This is a genomic window from Halomonas sp. V046, from assembly GCF_052645355.1.
In genome coordinates this window covers 197256-210344 of the sequence record NZ_JBQXYF010000010.1, presented here as the reverse complement: position 1 = coordinate 210344, position 13089 = coordinate 197256, and the positions used below count along the sequence as shown (strand labels likewise).

The following is a 13089-nucleotide window of genomic DNA, read 5'->3' as shown; positions in this document are numbered from 1 at the left end:
AGCCATCACGTCAACCAGCCCCATCAATCGTCTCGCCCGGAGTTCGCCATGCGCCCCCGCTTCGTTTCCGCCACTTGCCTCACGCGCCCCTTGCTGGCGCTTGTCGCACTGGCCCTGCTCGTGCTGTCGGGCTGCGCCCAGATTCCCCATGCCTCGGTGGTAGGCGAGCAGGAACAGATCACCATTCCCGACCGGCCGCTGCCGGTGGCCAATGGTTCGATCTTCCAGAAGGCCCGGGGCTACCAGCCGCTGTTCGAAGATCGGCGTCCGCGCGCCATGGGTGACATTCTCACCATCGTGCTCGATGAAGAGGTCAGTGCGAGCAAGAATGCGCGCTCCAACGCCGACCGAGACGGCAGCTCCAACCTGACGTTCACGGCCGTGCCCGAGGGCCTCGAGGAGCTGATGGATTACGGCTTCGAGATCGATGGCAATTCGGATTTCGAGGGCGGCGGCGGGTCCGAGGCCAACAACTCCTTCACCGGCACCATCACCGTCTCGGTGGTCGAGGTGATGAACAACGGCAACCTCAGGGTGCGCGGCGAGAAGCAGATCGCGATCAACCAGGGCACCGAGTTCATCCGTTTCGGCGGGGTGGTCAATCCGCGCACGATCACCGCCCAGAACACCGTGCCGTCGACTGCCGTCGCCGATGCGCGCATCGAGTACGTCGGCAACGGCTACATCAACGAGGCGCAGTACATGGGCTGGATGCAGCGCTTCTTCCTCAACGTTTCGCCGTTCTAGGGGCTCGTCATGCGTAATCCTGTGACACGTCGCCCGACCCTGGTGCTGGGCTCGGTGATGCTGGTGCTGCTGGGGGGCCTGATGATGTTCTCCGCCGTGGCCAAGGCCGAGCGCATCCGCGAGCTGGCGTCCTTCGCCGGCGTGCGCGACAACCAGCTGGTCGGCTATGGCCTGGTGGTGGGGCTCGACGGCACCGGCGATCAGACCATGCAGGCGCCGTTTACCGGCCAGAGCCTGAACAACATGCTGTCTCAGCTTGGCATTACCGTGCCGCCGGGCACCAACATGCAGCTGCGCAACGTCGCCGCCGTCATGGTCACCGCCGACCTGCCACCGTTTGCGCGGCCCGGTCAGCGCCTCGATGTGGTGGCATCATCGGTCGGCAACGCCCGCAGCCTGCGCGGCGGCACCCTGCTGATGACCCCGCTCAAGGGCGCCGACGGCGACGTCTATGCGCTGGCCCAGGGTAACCTGCTGATCAACGGTGCCGGCGCCGAAGCCGCCGGCAGCAGCGTGCAGATCAGCCACCAGGCCGCCGGCCGCATCGCCGGCGGCGCCATGGTCGAGCAGGAAGTGCCACTGGCCCTCGGCGGCGCCGATGGCGTGCTGGAGCTGCACCTCAACGAGGCCGATTTCGGCACCGTGGAGCGCATGGTGACGGCCATCAACGGCGCCTTCGACTATCCGGTGGCCTCGGCCCGCAATGGGGGCGTGATTTCCCTCAATGGCCCCACCAACGCCAACTCGCGGGTCAACTTCATGGCCCGGGTCGAGAACGTGGAGGTCAACCCGATGCCGGCACCGGCCCGGGTGGTGTTGAATTCACGCACCGGCTCCATCGTGCTCAACGGTGCCGTGACGCTCAATCGTGCCGCCGTGGCTCACGGCAACCTGTCGATTGTCATCGACACCGCCTTCGGCGTCAGCCAGCCGGCGCCCTTCAGCGATGGTGGACAGACCGTGGTGGTGCCGGATGCCGACATCTCCATCGAGCAGGAGCCGGGCACCCTCAAGGTGGTCGAAGGCGCCAACCTGCTCGACGTGGTGGACGCCCTGAACGCCCTCGGCGCGACTCCCAATGACCTGATGGCGATTCTCGAAGCGCTGAAGGCGGCGGGCTCGCTCAGGGCCGAGCTGGAGATTATCTGATGAGTCTGTATTCGGCAGTCAACCCCCCGGCGGGTCTGGGCGGCGCAGGAGCGACCGGTGGCCTGTCGGCCTCGGGGCTGAGCGGCGCCAGCTTCGCCACCGGCGCTTCCGGCCAGGCCGGCTTCGCCCTGGACCTTCAGGGGCTGGAGCGGCTCAAGACCAGCGCACGCAACAACGAAGGCGCGGCCGCCGGTGAGGCGGCGCGTCAGTTCGAGGCGCTGTTCATCGACATGATGATGAAGAGCATGCGCGAGGCGATGCCGAGCTCGGGCCTGACCGATTCCAAGGAAACCGAGTTCTACCAGACGCTGCTCGACAAGCAGTGGTCCCAGACCATGGCCCGGCGCGGCATTGGCCTGGCCGATCAGCTGCTGTCGCAGTTGGGTGCGCCCCAGGCCAGTGAGCGCGGCGACCAGATCGAGCAGTTGATCGCCGGTATTCCCCGCGGTACGCCGCGGCCGCTGTCCAACGCCCTGCGCGAGGACGCCGTGGCAAGCGTGGAGGAAGTGCCGCAGCCACAGAGCTTCCTCGACGAGCTGGGCGCGGTGGAACAAGGCATGAGTGCGCCTCAGGCCCAGGCCAGCATCGCCGGGGTCGAGGCCCGCGACACCCCCGACCACGTGCAGGCCTTCCTCGACAAGCTGGCTGCTCCCGCCCAGGCCGCGAGCCGCGCCTCCGGGGTGCCTGCCGAGCTGATCCTGGCCCAGGCGGCGCTGGAAACCGGCTGGGGCCGCCACGAGATCGCGACCGGTAGTGGCGCCAACAGCTACAACCTGTTCGGCATCAAGGCCGGGTCGTCGTGGAACGGCGCCACCACGCGTATTACCACCCATGAGGTCGAGGGCGGCGAACGCCTCAAGATCCGCGACGACTTTCGCGTCTATGGCTCCTTCGAAGAAGCCTTCACCGACTACGCCAGGTTGATTTCGACCAACCCGCGCTACGCCGCCGTGGTCGATGCCCCGGACGCTGCCGGCGCGGCGATGGCGCTGCAACAGGGCGGCTACGCCACCGACCCGGCCTATGGCGCCAAGCTGATCGCCGTGATGCACAGCATGGGGCCGCTGGAAGCCGCACCGGGCGGCGGTGACAACATCCGCCTGGCGCGCTGGGCCGAGCGTGCACCTGAGCCCGCTCCAGCGCCTGCCAGGAGCCAGGCCGAGAGTGCCATTGCAGCCGCCGTTGGCGCCTCCCAGGGCACGTCGAACGGCTCTTCGACGAGCCCGTCCGGCAGTTCGGCTAGCACCCAGAGCGCCGATAGTGTCGATAGCGCGACCACCAGCGGCGCCGATGACTGGCTCGCCCAGGCCGATCTGATGACTCCGACGGCGGTGTTCTGAGGGAGCGGGGCACAATGACATTGGCGGTGCCGCCGACGGCGGCAGCGACGCTGGATTTTCCCTCAAGGATTGTCGGCCGCGGCCGATAACCGAGGCATAGGCGCAAGGAACCCAATCATGAGCATGTTCTCCATCGGCCTGAGTGGTCTCAATGCCGCTCAGAATGCCCTCGGCACCACCAGCAATAACATCAGCAACGTCTTCACGCCGGGCTACAATCGCGAGATCACCGTGCTTGGGCAAGGCGGAGCCACCAGTGGCGTTCAGGTCAACGATATTCAGCGCCAGTTCAATCAGTACGTGGCCGACCAGTTGAACGCCGCCAAGAGCGCCACCTCGGCGCTGGATGCCTACCAGACCCAGATCAACCAGATCGATAGCCTGCTGGCGGATCAGGACGCCGGCCTGGCGCCGCTGATGCAGGGCTTCTTCTCGTCCATGGAAGACCTGGCCGGTGCGCCATCCGACCCCGCCGCGCGCCAGGGCGTGCTGGGCGCGGCGGATACGCTCTCGGCTCAGTTTCGCGCCTTCGACGGCTATCTGCAGGACATGCAGCAGGGCATCAACGGCCAGATTCGTGACGAAGTCGGCCAGATCAACAACACCACCGAGCAGCTCGCCGGGCTCAACCGCGAGATAGCGCTGGCCCGTGCCAGGAGCGGTGAGGCGCCCAATGCCCTGCTCAACCAGCGTGATCAACTGGTCAGCGAGCTCAGCGAGCGGTTGGACGTGGAGCTGACGGTGCAGGACGGCAAGTCCTACCAGATCAGCCTGCCCGGTGGCCAGCCGCTGGTCTCCGGCACCCAGTCCTACAAGCTCGAGGCGGTGGCGTCGCCGAATGACCCGCAGCGTATCGTGGTCGGCTATCACGACCCGGGCGGCGGCACCCAGGCCCTCGATGAAGACGCGATTCAGGGCGGCAGCCTCGGCGGTTTGATGGCGTTTCGCGCCGAGACCCTCGACCGCACCCAGAACCAGATCGGCCAATTGGCGGTGTCCTTCGCCGTGGCCTTCAACGAGCAGCACGCCCAGGGCATGAACCTGGACGGCGAGCCGGGTGGCGATCTGTTCGACATCGGCTCCCCGCGGGTATTCTCCGATGCGGCCAACGCCGGTGGCGCCGAGATCACGGCGGTCTTTGACAACGCCAATATCGCTGCCCTCGAAGCCAACGACTTCACGGTCCGGGTGGTCGACGCCGCCGCCACGCCGCCGACCTTCGAGATCACGCGCAACGGCTCCGGCACGCCATTGGATGCCAGCGAAGTGAGCTATGACGCCGCCACCGGGGAGCTGGGCTTCGGCGGCGTGACGCTTACCATCGATGATCCGGCCAAGCTCGCCGATGGTGACAGCTTCGAGGTGCAGCCGGTGCGTCGCGCCGCCTCGGAGTTTGCCAACGCCATCGACGACCCCGACAAGATCGCGGCTGGCCTGTCTGACGCCAGCGGTGACAACGAGAACGCTCTGGCGATGCAGAAGTTGCAGGACCAGCTGCTGGTGGGCGGCAGCGCCACCTTCAGCCAGTCCTATGCCTCCATGGTCAGCGACGTGGGCAACCGTACCAATATCGTCCAGGTCAACCTGGCCGCCCAGCAGGGCCTGAGTGAGCAGCTCAGTGCGGTGCAGCAGTCCGAGTCCGGGGTCAACCTGGATGAAGAGGCCGCCAACCTGATCCGCTACCAGCAGTACTACCAGGCCAACGCCAAGGTCATCGACACGGCGACCTCGGTGGTGGACACCATCCTTGGCCTGCGGCCCTGATTTCGGAGATAGCCCATGCGCATCAGCACCGTGACCATGTACGAGCAGAGCGTCGGCTCGATGAATCGCCAGCAAGCGGACTTCATGCATCTGAGCCAGCAGCTGGCCTCGGGGCGTCGGGTGGTCAATCCGTCAGACGACCCTCAGGCGGCTTCGCGGGCCGTGGCCGTGGGCCAGTCCCAGGCGGTCAACCAGCAGTTCAGCGATGCCAGAGTCAGCGCGCGCAACGCCCTGTCTCAGGAAGAAAGCGTGCTCAACAGCGTCAGCGACGCCGTGGCCAGCGCCAAGGCGCTGGTCATCCAGGCCGCCAACGGGACCCTGAGCGACGCCGACCGTCAGTCGGTGGCAAGCGAGCTGCGCGGCATCTATGAAACCGTGCTCGGTCAGGCCAACGCCACCGATGGCAACGGTCACTACCTGTTCGGCGGCTACCAGGATTCCAGCGCGCCCTTCGTCTCCTCCGGCGGTAGTGTCGGCTATGAAGGGGCCGACCAGGTGCGCAAGCAGCGCGTCGATGCCTCTCGCGACATGCCGGTGGGCGATACCGGTCGCGATATCTTTCTTTCGGTACCGAGCGGATCTGGCTTCGTGGCGAGCCAGGGCGGCCCGGATAGCACCAGCGTCGACGGTGGCAACACCGGCAGCGTGACCTTCAAGGGCCCCGATGTGATCGATAGCGCCGTGGCTTCGGCCAGCGGCCGCTATCAGGTGGTGTTCTCGGAGTCTGGCGGTGACACCACCTACAGCGTGCTTGAGCAGGACGACAGCGGCACCTGGGTCAGCGCCGGCATCGATGGTGAGCCCTATGATGCCGCAGGCACCACCGTGGAAGTCGGTGGTCTGCGCATGGAGCTCAAGGGCCAGCCCGCGGATGGCGACAAGATCACCCTGGGCCCCGCCGATGAAATGAACACCGACCTGTTCAAGACCTTCGAGAAGGTCCTGTCGGTGCTCGAAAGCCCGGCCGAGACCGACGCCGAGCAGGCCACGCTGAGCAACACCCTGAACGTGGCCATGCGCGAGTTCGACGCCAGCCTCGACAACGTTCTGACCAAGCGTGCCTCCGTCGGTGCCCGCCTCAACGAGCTCGACGTCATCGACTCGGTCAGCGGCAATCGTGAGCTGAACTACGCCCAGACCATGTCGGACCTGGTGGACCTTGACTACAACCAGGCGATTGCCGAGTACAGCCTGCGCCAGGTAGGCATGCAGGCGGCCCAGCAGGCCTTTGTCGGCATGCGCGATTTGTCGTTGTTCAAGTATCTTTGAGTACGGCTTGACGCCGTATGATGCTCTCGCCGCCAGCCACTACCACGCCGTAATCTAGGCTGAAGGATTTGCCGTTTGGGCTTGGACGACAAGACTCGACGCCTAGGCAACTCGTAAGGCGGCGCCTCGTTATCGGGGCGCCGCCTTGTTGTTCCTGCCGGTGGGGGCCTTGTCTGGCTGGCCGCTTGATCAGAAGTGCAGGTCGACTCGGGCCCAGAACATGCGGCCCGGTTCATTGACCCGTTCGTTGGCGTCGAAGCCGAAGCCACCGTCGCCGGCGACGTTCAGGTGCTCGCTGTAGGTCTTGTCGAAGACGTTGTCGACGCCGGCGCTTAGCGTAAGCGCTTCGCTGACGTCGTAGGCGCCGTTGAACGCCAGGGTGCCGAAGCCGCTGGCGTCGCCAAAATCCTTGCCGGCGACGTTGCCCTTGCCCTCATCGGTGCGGTGCTGGGCCGCCACGACGCGCCACAGCGCACCCAGCGAGTAGTTGTCGCGGGCGTAGGTCAGGCCGAAGCGGGTTTCCAGCGGCGGTATCTGCGGCAGCGGCTCGTGATCCTCGACGTTGCGGGCCCAGGCGTAGGCCAGGTTGGCGTCGCCCGTCCAATGGTCGCTGATGGCGTAGCTGACGCCCATCTCGGCGCCGGCCAGCTGGGCATCGACGTTGTTGACCCGGGTGTCGTCGCCCATGGCGCCGCCGTTGTAGTCGAACAGGATGAAGTCTTCGACGTAGCCTGCGTAGGCGTTGGCCCAGGCATCGAAGCGCGCGCCCCGGTACTGGATGCCGAGATCGAGCTGGGTGGTCTTTTCCGGCTCGACGCCTTCGAAGGCGTTCTCGTCGCCGTTAGGGCCCAGGTTGTCGGGGTTGAGTTCCCACATGTCGGGGAACCGCTCGACGTGGCCGAGGCCGGCGTAGATCGTGGCCGGCATGGCCGACACGTCGTGCTCGTAGCGTAGGAAGCCACTCGGCAGGCGGTCGTGGCGCACGTCACCGGCGCTGTCGCTTTGCCCTTGGTCGTTCTCGTCCTCCACCCGGTAGTAGTCGTAGCGGGCGCCACCGATCAGGCGTTGCGCGTCTGTTGCGTACCAGGTCAGCTCGCTGAAGGCGCCGACCTGATCGCGAGTGTAGTCCTCGTCCCAGGCGAACCGACCGACACCCTGATAGTTACCGTGCATGTCGTAGCGTGAATCGCGGCGGCGATGGTCCTCGGTACGGCCGTCGACGCCGGCGATCCAGGTGACCGAATCCCAGTCCCAGGTCGAGGCGATGCGCCCACCACGAGCCCGACGGTCCAGCTCCTGAGCCATCTTGTCGCCCATGTTCATGGCGGTGGGCATAGCGTTCATGGCGCTCATGTTCATGGCCGAGCCCATGCCACCCATGTTCATGGCCGAGCCCATGCCGCCCATGCCACCCATGCCGCCCATGCCGCCCATGCCACCCATGCCGCCCATGCCGCCCATGCCGCCCATGCCGCCCATGCCGCCCATGCCGCCCATGCCGCCCATGCCGCCCATGCCGCCCATGCCGCCCATGCCACCCATGCCACCCATGTCCATGGGTGCCGGCTCGCGCAGGCTGAAGTTGTCCATCACGTGGTCGGTGTAGGCGTAGTTGAGCTGGGCCTCGAACTTGCGCCAGTGCTCCGTCATGTTGCGCTTCTCGAAGCGCAGGTCGATGGTTTCACGCAGGAACCTGGTGCCATCCATGCCGCGACCCGGAAAGGCCGCTTCACCGTCGCCGCGCCCCACCGAAAGCTCCAGCCAGGTATCGTCATCGGGCGTCCAGCCAAGCGCCACGTCGGCGTTCCACTTGTCGTCCCACTCCGAGTGGACGGTGTCGCCGTTGCCGTCCTGGTAGTCGTTGGCTTCGGATTCGTTGGCGATCACCCGCAGGTAGCCTTGCTCACCGCCAATGGCGCCATCGACCCGACGGTCGAAGCGCCCGTAAGTGCCGACGGTCGCGCCGGCATCCAGGCGCATGCCGTCATCGCCCAGCTGCTCCGGGCCGCGCTCGAAGCGCACTACGCCAGCGGAGGCACCGGGGCCGTAGAGTACCGACTGAGGCCCCTTGATCACGGTCAGCTCGTCATAGCTCTCCGGGGAGATGTACGAGGTCGGCGTATCCATCCGTCCGGAGCCTGCGCCCAACAGCCGGTTGCCATTGCTCAGGATCGCCAGGCGCGAGCCGAACATGCCACGAAATACCGTATCGCCATTGGTGCCGCCGGTGCGAACGGTGGCAAAGCCGGGGATGGTCTTCAGGTAGTCGGCGCCGTCGCTGGCCGGCACCGGCTGGCGCGGTACCCGCGGATCGGTGACCACGGTGACGGGGGAGCTCGGGGCGATGGCGGTGATGACCATGGTCGGCTCGCTTTGCGACGTCGCTTGCGTGGCGAAGGTCGTGTTGGGCGCGAAGGCCTCCGCGGCCCCGGGGCTTGGGGGGGTATCCTGGGCCAGGGTCGGGCTTGTCAATGCGGCCGATACCAGCGCGATGGCCAGAGGCAAAGGCTGTCGAGCCCGGAGCCGAGGCGACTGACTGGTGAGCGCTCGGGTCGCCGTCTCGGTGGCGAAGGGTGCGAGCGTGGGCAAGCTTGCCGAACAGACGAAAGGATTAGCGCGTGACAGCGGGGCATAAAGGCCGCGCGGTGAAAGATGACAGAAGGTCATGGGGTGCCTTGAACGCAAGGGAATGGTGCAACGGCTCCGTGGCCGTCCCGAGGTGGACGGCGGGCAGGTCGCGGTTGGCAGGTGGCGTGCAGCTAGCGTTCAAACGCGCGGGGGGGCTCGGGTCTGGGCGTTGGGGAAAACGGCGGGATCGCCGTGGCCGACCAACTGGCGCCGAGGCGTCGGAGCGCTGGTACGATCACGCACCGGCGCGACTCCGGGGAGCAGCGCGTATAGCACCGGTACCAGCTTGAACAGCGAGCAGTAGCCGCAGGCGTCGTGCAGACCCTGCGCTGCGTGGTCACTGCTACTGGTGCTGCCACGGTTGGCGGCATGGGGATGGATGTAGGGCGTGCCGGTGGGGGCGACTGATGACGCCGATATCGTCCGCGGGAGATCCTTGTGGGCCGCGTGAGGGTGGGAATGGCTCCCGAGTAGAGCCTCGCTCGCCTGGCCCGCCAGTGGCCCAAGCACCACCAAGAGCATCGCCATCAGCGCCCAGTGGTAGGCTCGGTTCGAGAATCGGCGACGAAGGGTGTAGGGCATCGAGAAGGCGAATCGGTGGCGGTCAGGAAACGGACCGCGCCAGTTTAGTCATTGGGAATGCACCTTGGGGCATGGCCAACGCGGTGCGATGTCGCAGTGACGTAACAACCGCAGCATTTCTTGCCCCCGGACAGGTAGCGTGGCACTCCCCGCTCATAACGGAGGACTATCGGCCGTCACGAACAAGGTGGCGTGTCTGGCGCTTGACGCCGGGCGATATATGTCTATATTCTCCGACATATGGAAATAAAGGTCGATACGATGCCTCATTTGCCCGCTGATCCCGCCGTCGATGCCTCGCTGGGTACCCAGGCGAGCCTCGATACCTTCGCGGCGCTGTCCCAGGCCACTCGCCTCGAGGCGTTTCGGCTATTGGTGCGCCATGAGCCCGAGGGCCTGGCGGCGGGTGAGATCGCCCGGCGCCTGGCGGTGCCTCACAACACCCTGTCTGCTCACCTCGGCGTGCTTAGCCGAGCCGGCCTGGTCAGCCAGCGTCGTGAGAGTCGTTCGCTGATCTACCGTGCCAACCTCGAGCACATGGTCGCCACCGTGGAGTTTTTGGTGCGTGATTGCTGCGGTGGCAACGCCGAGGTCTGTGACCCGCTGTTGAACGCGTTGCGAACGGCCTGCCCTTGAGCCTGTCTACGACTCACAGTTCGCTGCGTTGATGTTCGAATCCCGTTGTCCTTACGCCGACCCCGGAGTGCCCATGAAGCCGACGATCTATCACAATCCCGACTGCGGAACCTCGCGTAATACCCTGGCCATGCTCAAGGCCTCCGGCGAGGAGCCCGAGGTCATCGAGTACCTCCAGACGCCGCCGACCCGCGAACGCCTGGTCGAGCTGATCGCCACCATGGCGGTCGCGCCGCGGGACCTGTTGCGGCGCAAGGATACGCCCTACGATGATCTGGGACTCGATGATGCCTCGCTGAGCGACGAGGCTCTGATCGACGCCATGATGGCTAACCCCCTGCTGATCAACCGCCCGATCGTGGTCTCCGCCAAGGGGGCATGCCTGTGTCGCCCGTCGGAACGGGTGCTGGATCTGTTGGATGCGCCGCTATCGACGCTGGAGAGCGAGTATTTCATCAAGGAAGACGGTGAGGTCGTTGTGGTTCCACCGCGGGCAGGATCATGAATCGACTCGAGGTGTTGAAGGACCTGCCCAATATCGATCCAGAACACTGGCGGCCGATCGCCGTGGATGACCTGGTCGCCCCCAGTGTCCCCCGCCATCCGCTGCGCCTGCTGGTGCTGTATGGCTCGTTGCGCGAGCGTTCCTATTCGCGGTTTGCCGCACAAGAGGCGACGCGTCTGCTCCAGGCCTTCGGCGCCGAGGTGCGCACCTTCGATCCCACCGGCCTGCCGCTGCCCGATGGCGCCGATGCCGAGCACCCCAAGATCGCCGAGCTGCGTAAGCTAGCCGCCTGGAGCGAGGGCATGATGTGGGTCAGCCCCGAACGCCATGGGGCCATGAGCGCGGTGATGAAGGCTCAGATCGACTGGTTGCCGCTGTCGCTGGGTGGGGTGCGGCCGACCCAGGGCAAGACCCTGGCGCTGATCCAGGTCTGCGGTGGCAGCCAGAGCTTCAACGCGGTCAACCAGATGCGCCTACTCGGCCGCTGGATGCGCATGGCCACCATTCCCAATCAATCCTCGGTGCCCAAGGCCTTCAATGAGTTCGACGCCGCCGGCCGTATGCGCCTGTCGCCGCTGTATCTGCGCATCGTTGACGTCTGTGAAGAGCTTGCGAAGTTCACCTGGTTGATGCGCGGGCGCAGCGGCTATCTCACCCAGCGCTATTCCGAGCGGGTCGAGAGCGCCGCGGCACTGTCGCAGCGCGTCAATCAAGACGCGATCTAGCGTTGCGACGCGAGCCGCCTCAGTCGATACCGCAGCAACGCCCGAGGCGGCTAGTGATGCCTGCCATGGGCACGCTTTAGCTCGTCGTGGGGCTCGCTACCTCGCCATCTTCGTCGCGCTTGTGCGACCCCTGAAACAGGAGGCCTGACATGCTGGCCCTGGCCATCTTCGTTGTCACCCTGGTGCTGGTGATCTGGCAGCCCCGCGGGCTGGGCATCGGTTACAGCGCCCTCGGCGGTGCCCTGGTGGCGTTGATCACCGGGGTCGTTCATCTGGCCGATGTCGTGGTGGTGTGGGACATCGTCTGGGACGCCACCTTCACCTTCGTCGCGCTGATCATCATCTCGCTGATCCTCGATGAGGCGGGCTTCTTCGCCTGGGCGGCGCTGCACGTGGCGCGCTGGGGCGGCGGCAACGGCCGCCGGCTGTTTCCGCTGGTGGTGGTGCTGGGCGCGGTGATCGCGGCGTTCTTTGCCAACGACGGGGCGGCGCTACTGCTGACGCCCATCGTGATGGCCATCCTGATGCGGCTGGACTTCTCCCCGGCGGCGTCGCTGGCGTTTATCATCGCCACCGGCTTCGTCGCCGACACCACCAGCCTGCCGCTGATCATCTCCAACCTGGTCAATATCGTCAGCGCCAACTTCTTCGATGTGTCTTTCACCCGCTACGCCGCGGTCATGGTGCCGGTCAACCTGGTCTCCCTCGCCGCGACGCTCCTGGTGCTGTGGTTCGTCTATCGGCGTGCACTGCCCGAGCGCTATGACCTTACGCGTCTCGAGAAGCCGGAGTCGGCGATCCGCGACCGCCAGGTCTTCCGAGCGGCCTTCCCGTTGCTTGCCGTGCTGCTGGTGGCCTTCTTCGTGACCGCGCCGCTGGGCGTGCCGGTGGCCGCAGTGACCGGCAGCGGCGCCCTGGTGCTGCTCGCCGTGGCGGGGCGCTGGTACCGTGCGGGCGGCAGCACCGTGATCTCGATTCCCAGGGTGTTAAAGGGCGCACCCTGGCAGATCGTGCTGTTCTCCATCGGCATGTACCTGGTGGTCTACGGACTTGGCAACGCCGGCCTGACGCCGCGCGCGGCAGCGATACTCAGCTGGCTCGGCCAGCAGGGTACGCTGGTGGCGACGCTCGGCACCGGCGTGCTATCGGCGGCGCTGGCCTCGGTGATGAACAACATGCCGGCGACCCTGGTCGGGGCCTTGGCCATCGATCAAGCCCAGGTGCCTGAGCTGACCCGGGAACTGATGGTCTACGCCAACGTCATCGGTAACGACCTGGGGCCGAAGTTCACCCCGATCGGCAGCCTGGCGACGCTGTTGTGGCTACACGTCCTGGCCGCCAAGGGCACCCGCATCGGCTGGGGGCAGTACATGAAGGTCGGCCTGCTGCTGACGCCGCCGGTGCTGCTGGCGGCCTTGCTCGCCCTGTGGGTGTGGTTGCCGCTGGTGTCCCCGTGAGCCAGGGCGGGGCTTTGCCGTTGTCGCTCGCGGCGGAGCTTCCTCCTTCCTTGCTCGCCCGGTTGATCAGGACACGTTCATATGCAACCACGAAGAACCTAGTAAAGCGCTCTGTTTTCCTGCCCCTTGAGTCCAAAAGCCTCTCGACGCAGCGCTCACGGCTGCCACTGATGTTATCAACAAGACGGCGGAAGGCGGCGTTCAGCCACCGTTGTGCCAGGGCGTACAGGACATGATCCCGTCACCTTGACACCCTGATTATTGCTTGCGCCAACATGAAGGTTGCT

General features: G+C 66.0%; 11 protein-coding genes. 9 read left to right on the top strand and 2 right to left on the bottom strand.

The genetic code is table 11. From position 1 onward, the window contains the following. The first annotated feature begins 48 nt into the window (after nt 1-48). The 5 genes from ACUN9Y_RS15255 to flgL all read left to right on the top strand — a co-directional run bounded on the left by ACUN9Y_RS15255 (nt 49) and on the right by flgL (nt 6269). Nucleotides 49-747 carry a flagellar basal body L-ring protein FlgH gene (locus ACUN9Y_RS15255; RefSeq protein WP_445461573.1) on the top strand — a complete coding sequence of 233 codons (699 nt, stop codon included), beginning with the start codon at nt 49-51 and terminating at the stop codon, nt 745-747. Nucleotides 748-804: 57 nt separating this feature from the next. Continuing rightward, the gene (locus ACUN9Y_RS15250) at nt 805-1896 is read left to right on the top strand and encodes a flagellar basal body P-ring protein FlgI (protein ID WP_445461594.1); all 1092 of its coding nucleotides are present in this window, start codon (nt 805-807) and stop codon (nt 1894-1896) included. Continuing rightward, entirely contained in the window at nt 1896-3236 is a 1341-nt protein-coding gene (flgJ, locus tag ACUN9Y_RS15245; protein ID WP_445461572.1) for a flagellar assembly peptidoglycan hydrolase FlgJ, read from the top strand. The genes ACUN9Y_RS15250 and flgJ overlap by 1 nt, the downstream gene beginning before the upstream one ends. A gap of 117 nt (nt 3237-3353) precedes the next feature. After that, nucleotides 3354-5000 (top strand): flagellar hook-associated protein FlgK, encoded by a 1647-nt coding sequence (flgK, locus tag ACUN9Y_RS15240; RefSeq protein ID WP_445461571.1) that lies wholly within the window; start codon nt 3354-3356, stop codon nt 4998-5000. 15 nt (nt 5001-5015) lie between these two features. Further along, nucleotides 5016-6269: a flagellar hook-associated protein FlgL gene (flgL, locus tag ACUN9Y_RS15235; RefSeq protein ID WP_445461570.1), complete on the top strand. Its 1254-nt coding sequence runs from the start codon at nt 5016-5018 to the stop codon at nt 6267-6269. Between the two features lie 189 nt (nt 6270-6458). Here the strand turns inward: flgL and ACUN9Y_RS15230 are convergent, their stop codons facing one another. Both ACUN9Y_RS15230 and ACUN9Y_RS15225 read right to left on the bottom strand, forming a co-directional pair. Beyond that, on the bottom strand, nt 6459-8774 hold the full coding sequence (locus tag ACUN9Y_RS15230; protein WP_445461569.1) for a TonB-dependent receptor domain-containing protein: 2316 nt from the start codon (nt 8772-8774) through the stop codon (nt 6459-6461). Nucleotides 8775-9035: 261 nt separating this feature from the next. After that, nucleotides 9036-9479, bottom strand: coding sequence for a DUF2946 domain-containing protein (locus tag ACUN9Y_RS15225; protein WP_445461568.1), 444 nt, complete (start codon nt 9477-9479; stop codon nt 9036-9038). A 261-nt stretch (nt 9480-9740) separates the two neighbouring features. Here ACUN9Y_RS15225 and ACUN9Y_RS15220 point away from each other — a divergent pair, with 261 nt between their 5' ends. The 4 genes from ACUN9Y_RS15220 to ACUN9Y_RS15205 all read left to right on the top strand — a co-directional run bounded on the left by ACUN9Y_RS15220 (nt 9741) and on the right by ACUN9Y_RS15205 (nt 12802). Then, nucleotides 9741-10115: an ArsR/SmtB family transcription factor gene (locus tag ACUN9Y_RS15220; RefSeq protein ID WP_445461567.1), complete on the top strand. Its 375-nt coding sequence runs from the start codon at nt 9741-9743 to the stop codon at nt 10113-10115. Nucleotides 10116-10188: 73 nt separating this feature from the next. Beyond that, entirely contained in the window at nt 10189-10620 is a 432-nt protein-coding gene (arsC, locus tag ACUN9Y_RS15215; protein WP_445461566.1) for an arsenate reductase (glutaredoxin), read from the top strand. After that, nucleotides 10617-11345, top strand: a complete 729-nt coding sequence (gene arsH, locus ACUN9Y_RS15210; RefSeq protein WP_445461565.1) for an arsenical resistance protein ArsH — start codon at nt 10617-10619, stop codon at nt 11343-11345. The genes arsC and arsH overlap by 4 nt, the downstream gene beginning before the upstream one ends. Nucleotides 11346-11494: 149 nt before the next feature. Continuing rightward, on the top strand, nt 11495-12802 hold the full coding sequence (locus ACUN9Y_RS15205; protein ID WP_445461564.1) for an arsenic transporter: 1308 nt from the start codon (nt 11495-11497) through the stop codon (nt 12800-12802). The last annotated feature ends 287 nt before the right edge of the window (nt 12803-13089 follow it).

Excerpts from the sequence above, each read along its gene's own strand:
- ACUN9Y_RS15255 (WP_445461573.1), top strand. The coding sequence starts at position 49 with ATGCGCCCCCGCTTCGTTTCCGCCACTTGCCTCACGCGCCCCTTGCTG.
- ACUN9Y_RS15250 (WP_445461594.1), top strand. The coding sequence starts at position 805 with ATGCTGGTGCTGCTGGGGGGCCTGATGATGTTCTCCGCCGTGGCCAAG.
- flgJ (WP_445461572.1), top strand. The coding sequence starts at position 1,896 with ATGAGTCTGTATTCGGCAGTCAACCCCCCGGCGGGTCTGGGCGGCGCA.
- flgK (WP_445461571.1), top strand. The coding sequence starts at position 3,354 with ATGAGCATGTTCTCCATCGGCCTGAGTGGTCTCAATGCCGCTCAGAAT.
- flgL (WP_445461570.1), top strand. The coding sequence starts at position 5,016 with ATGCGCATCAGCACCGTGACCATGTACGAGCAGAGCGTCGGCTCGATG.
- ACUN9Y_RS15225 (WP_445461568.1), bottom strand. The coding sequence starts at position 9,479 with ATGCCCTACACCCTTCGTCGCCGATTCTCGAACCGAGCCTACCACTGG.
- ACUN9Y_RS15220 (WP_445461567.1), top strand. The coding sequence starts at position 9,741 with ATGCCTCATTTGCCCGCTGATCCCGCCGTCGATGCCTCGCTGGGTACC.
- arsC (WP_445461566.1), top strand. The coding sequence starts at position 10,189 with ATGAAGCCGACGATCTATCACAATCCCGACTGCGGAACCTCGCGTAAT.
- arsH (WP_445461565.1), top strand. The coding sequence starts at position 10,617 with ATGAATCGACTCGAGGTGTTGAAGGACCTGCCCAATATCGATCCAGAA.
- ACUN9Y_RS15205 (WP_445461564.1), top strand. The coding sequence starts at position 11,495 with ATGCTGGCCCTGGCCATCTTCGTTGTCACCCTGGTGCTGGTGATCTGG.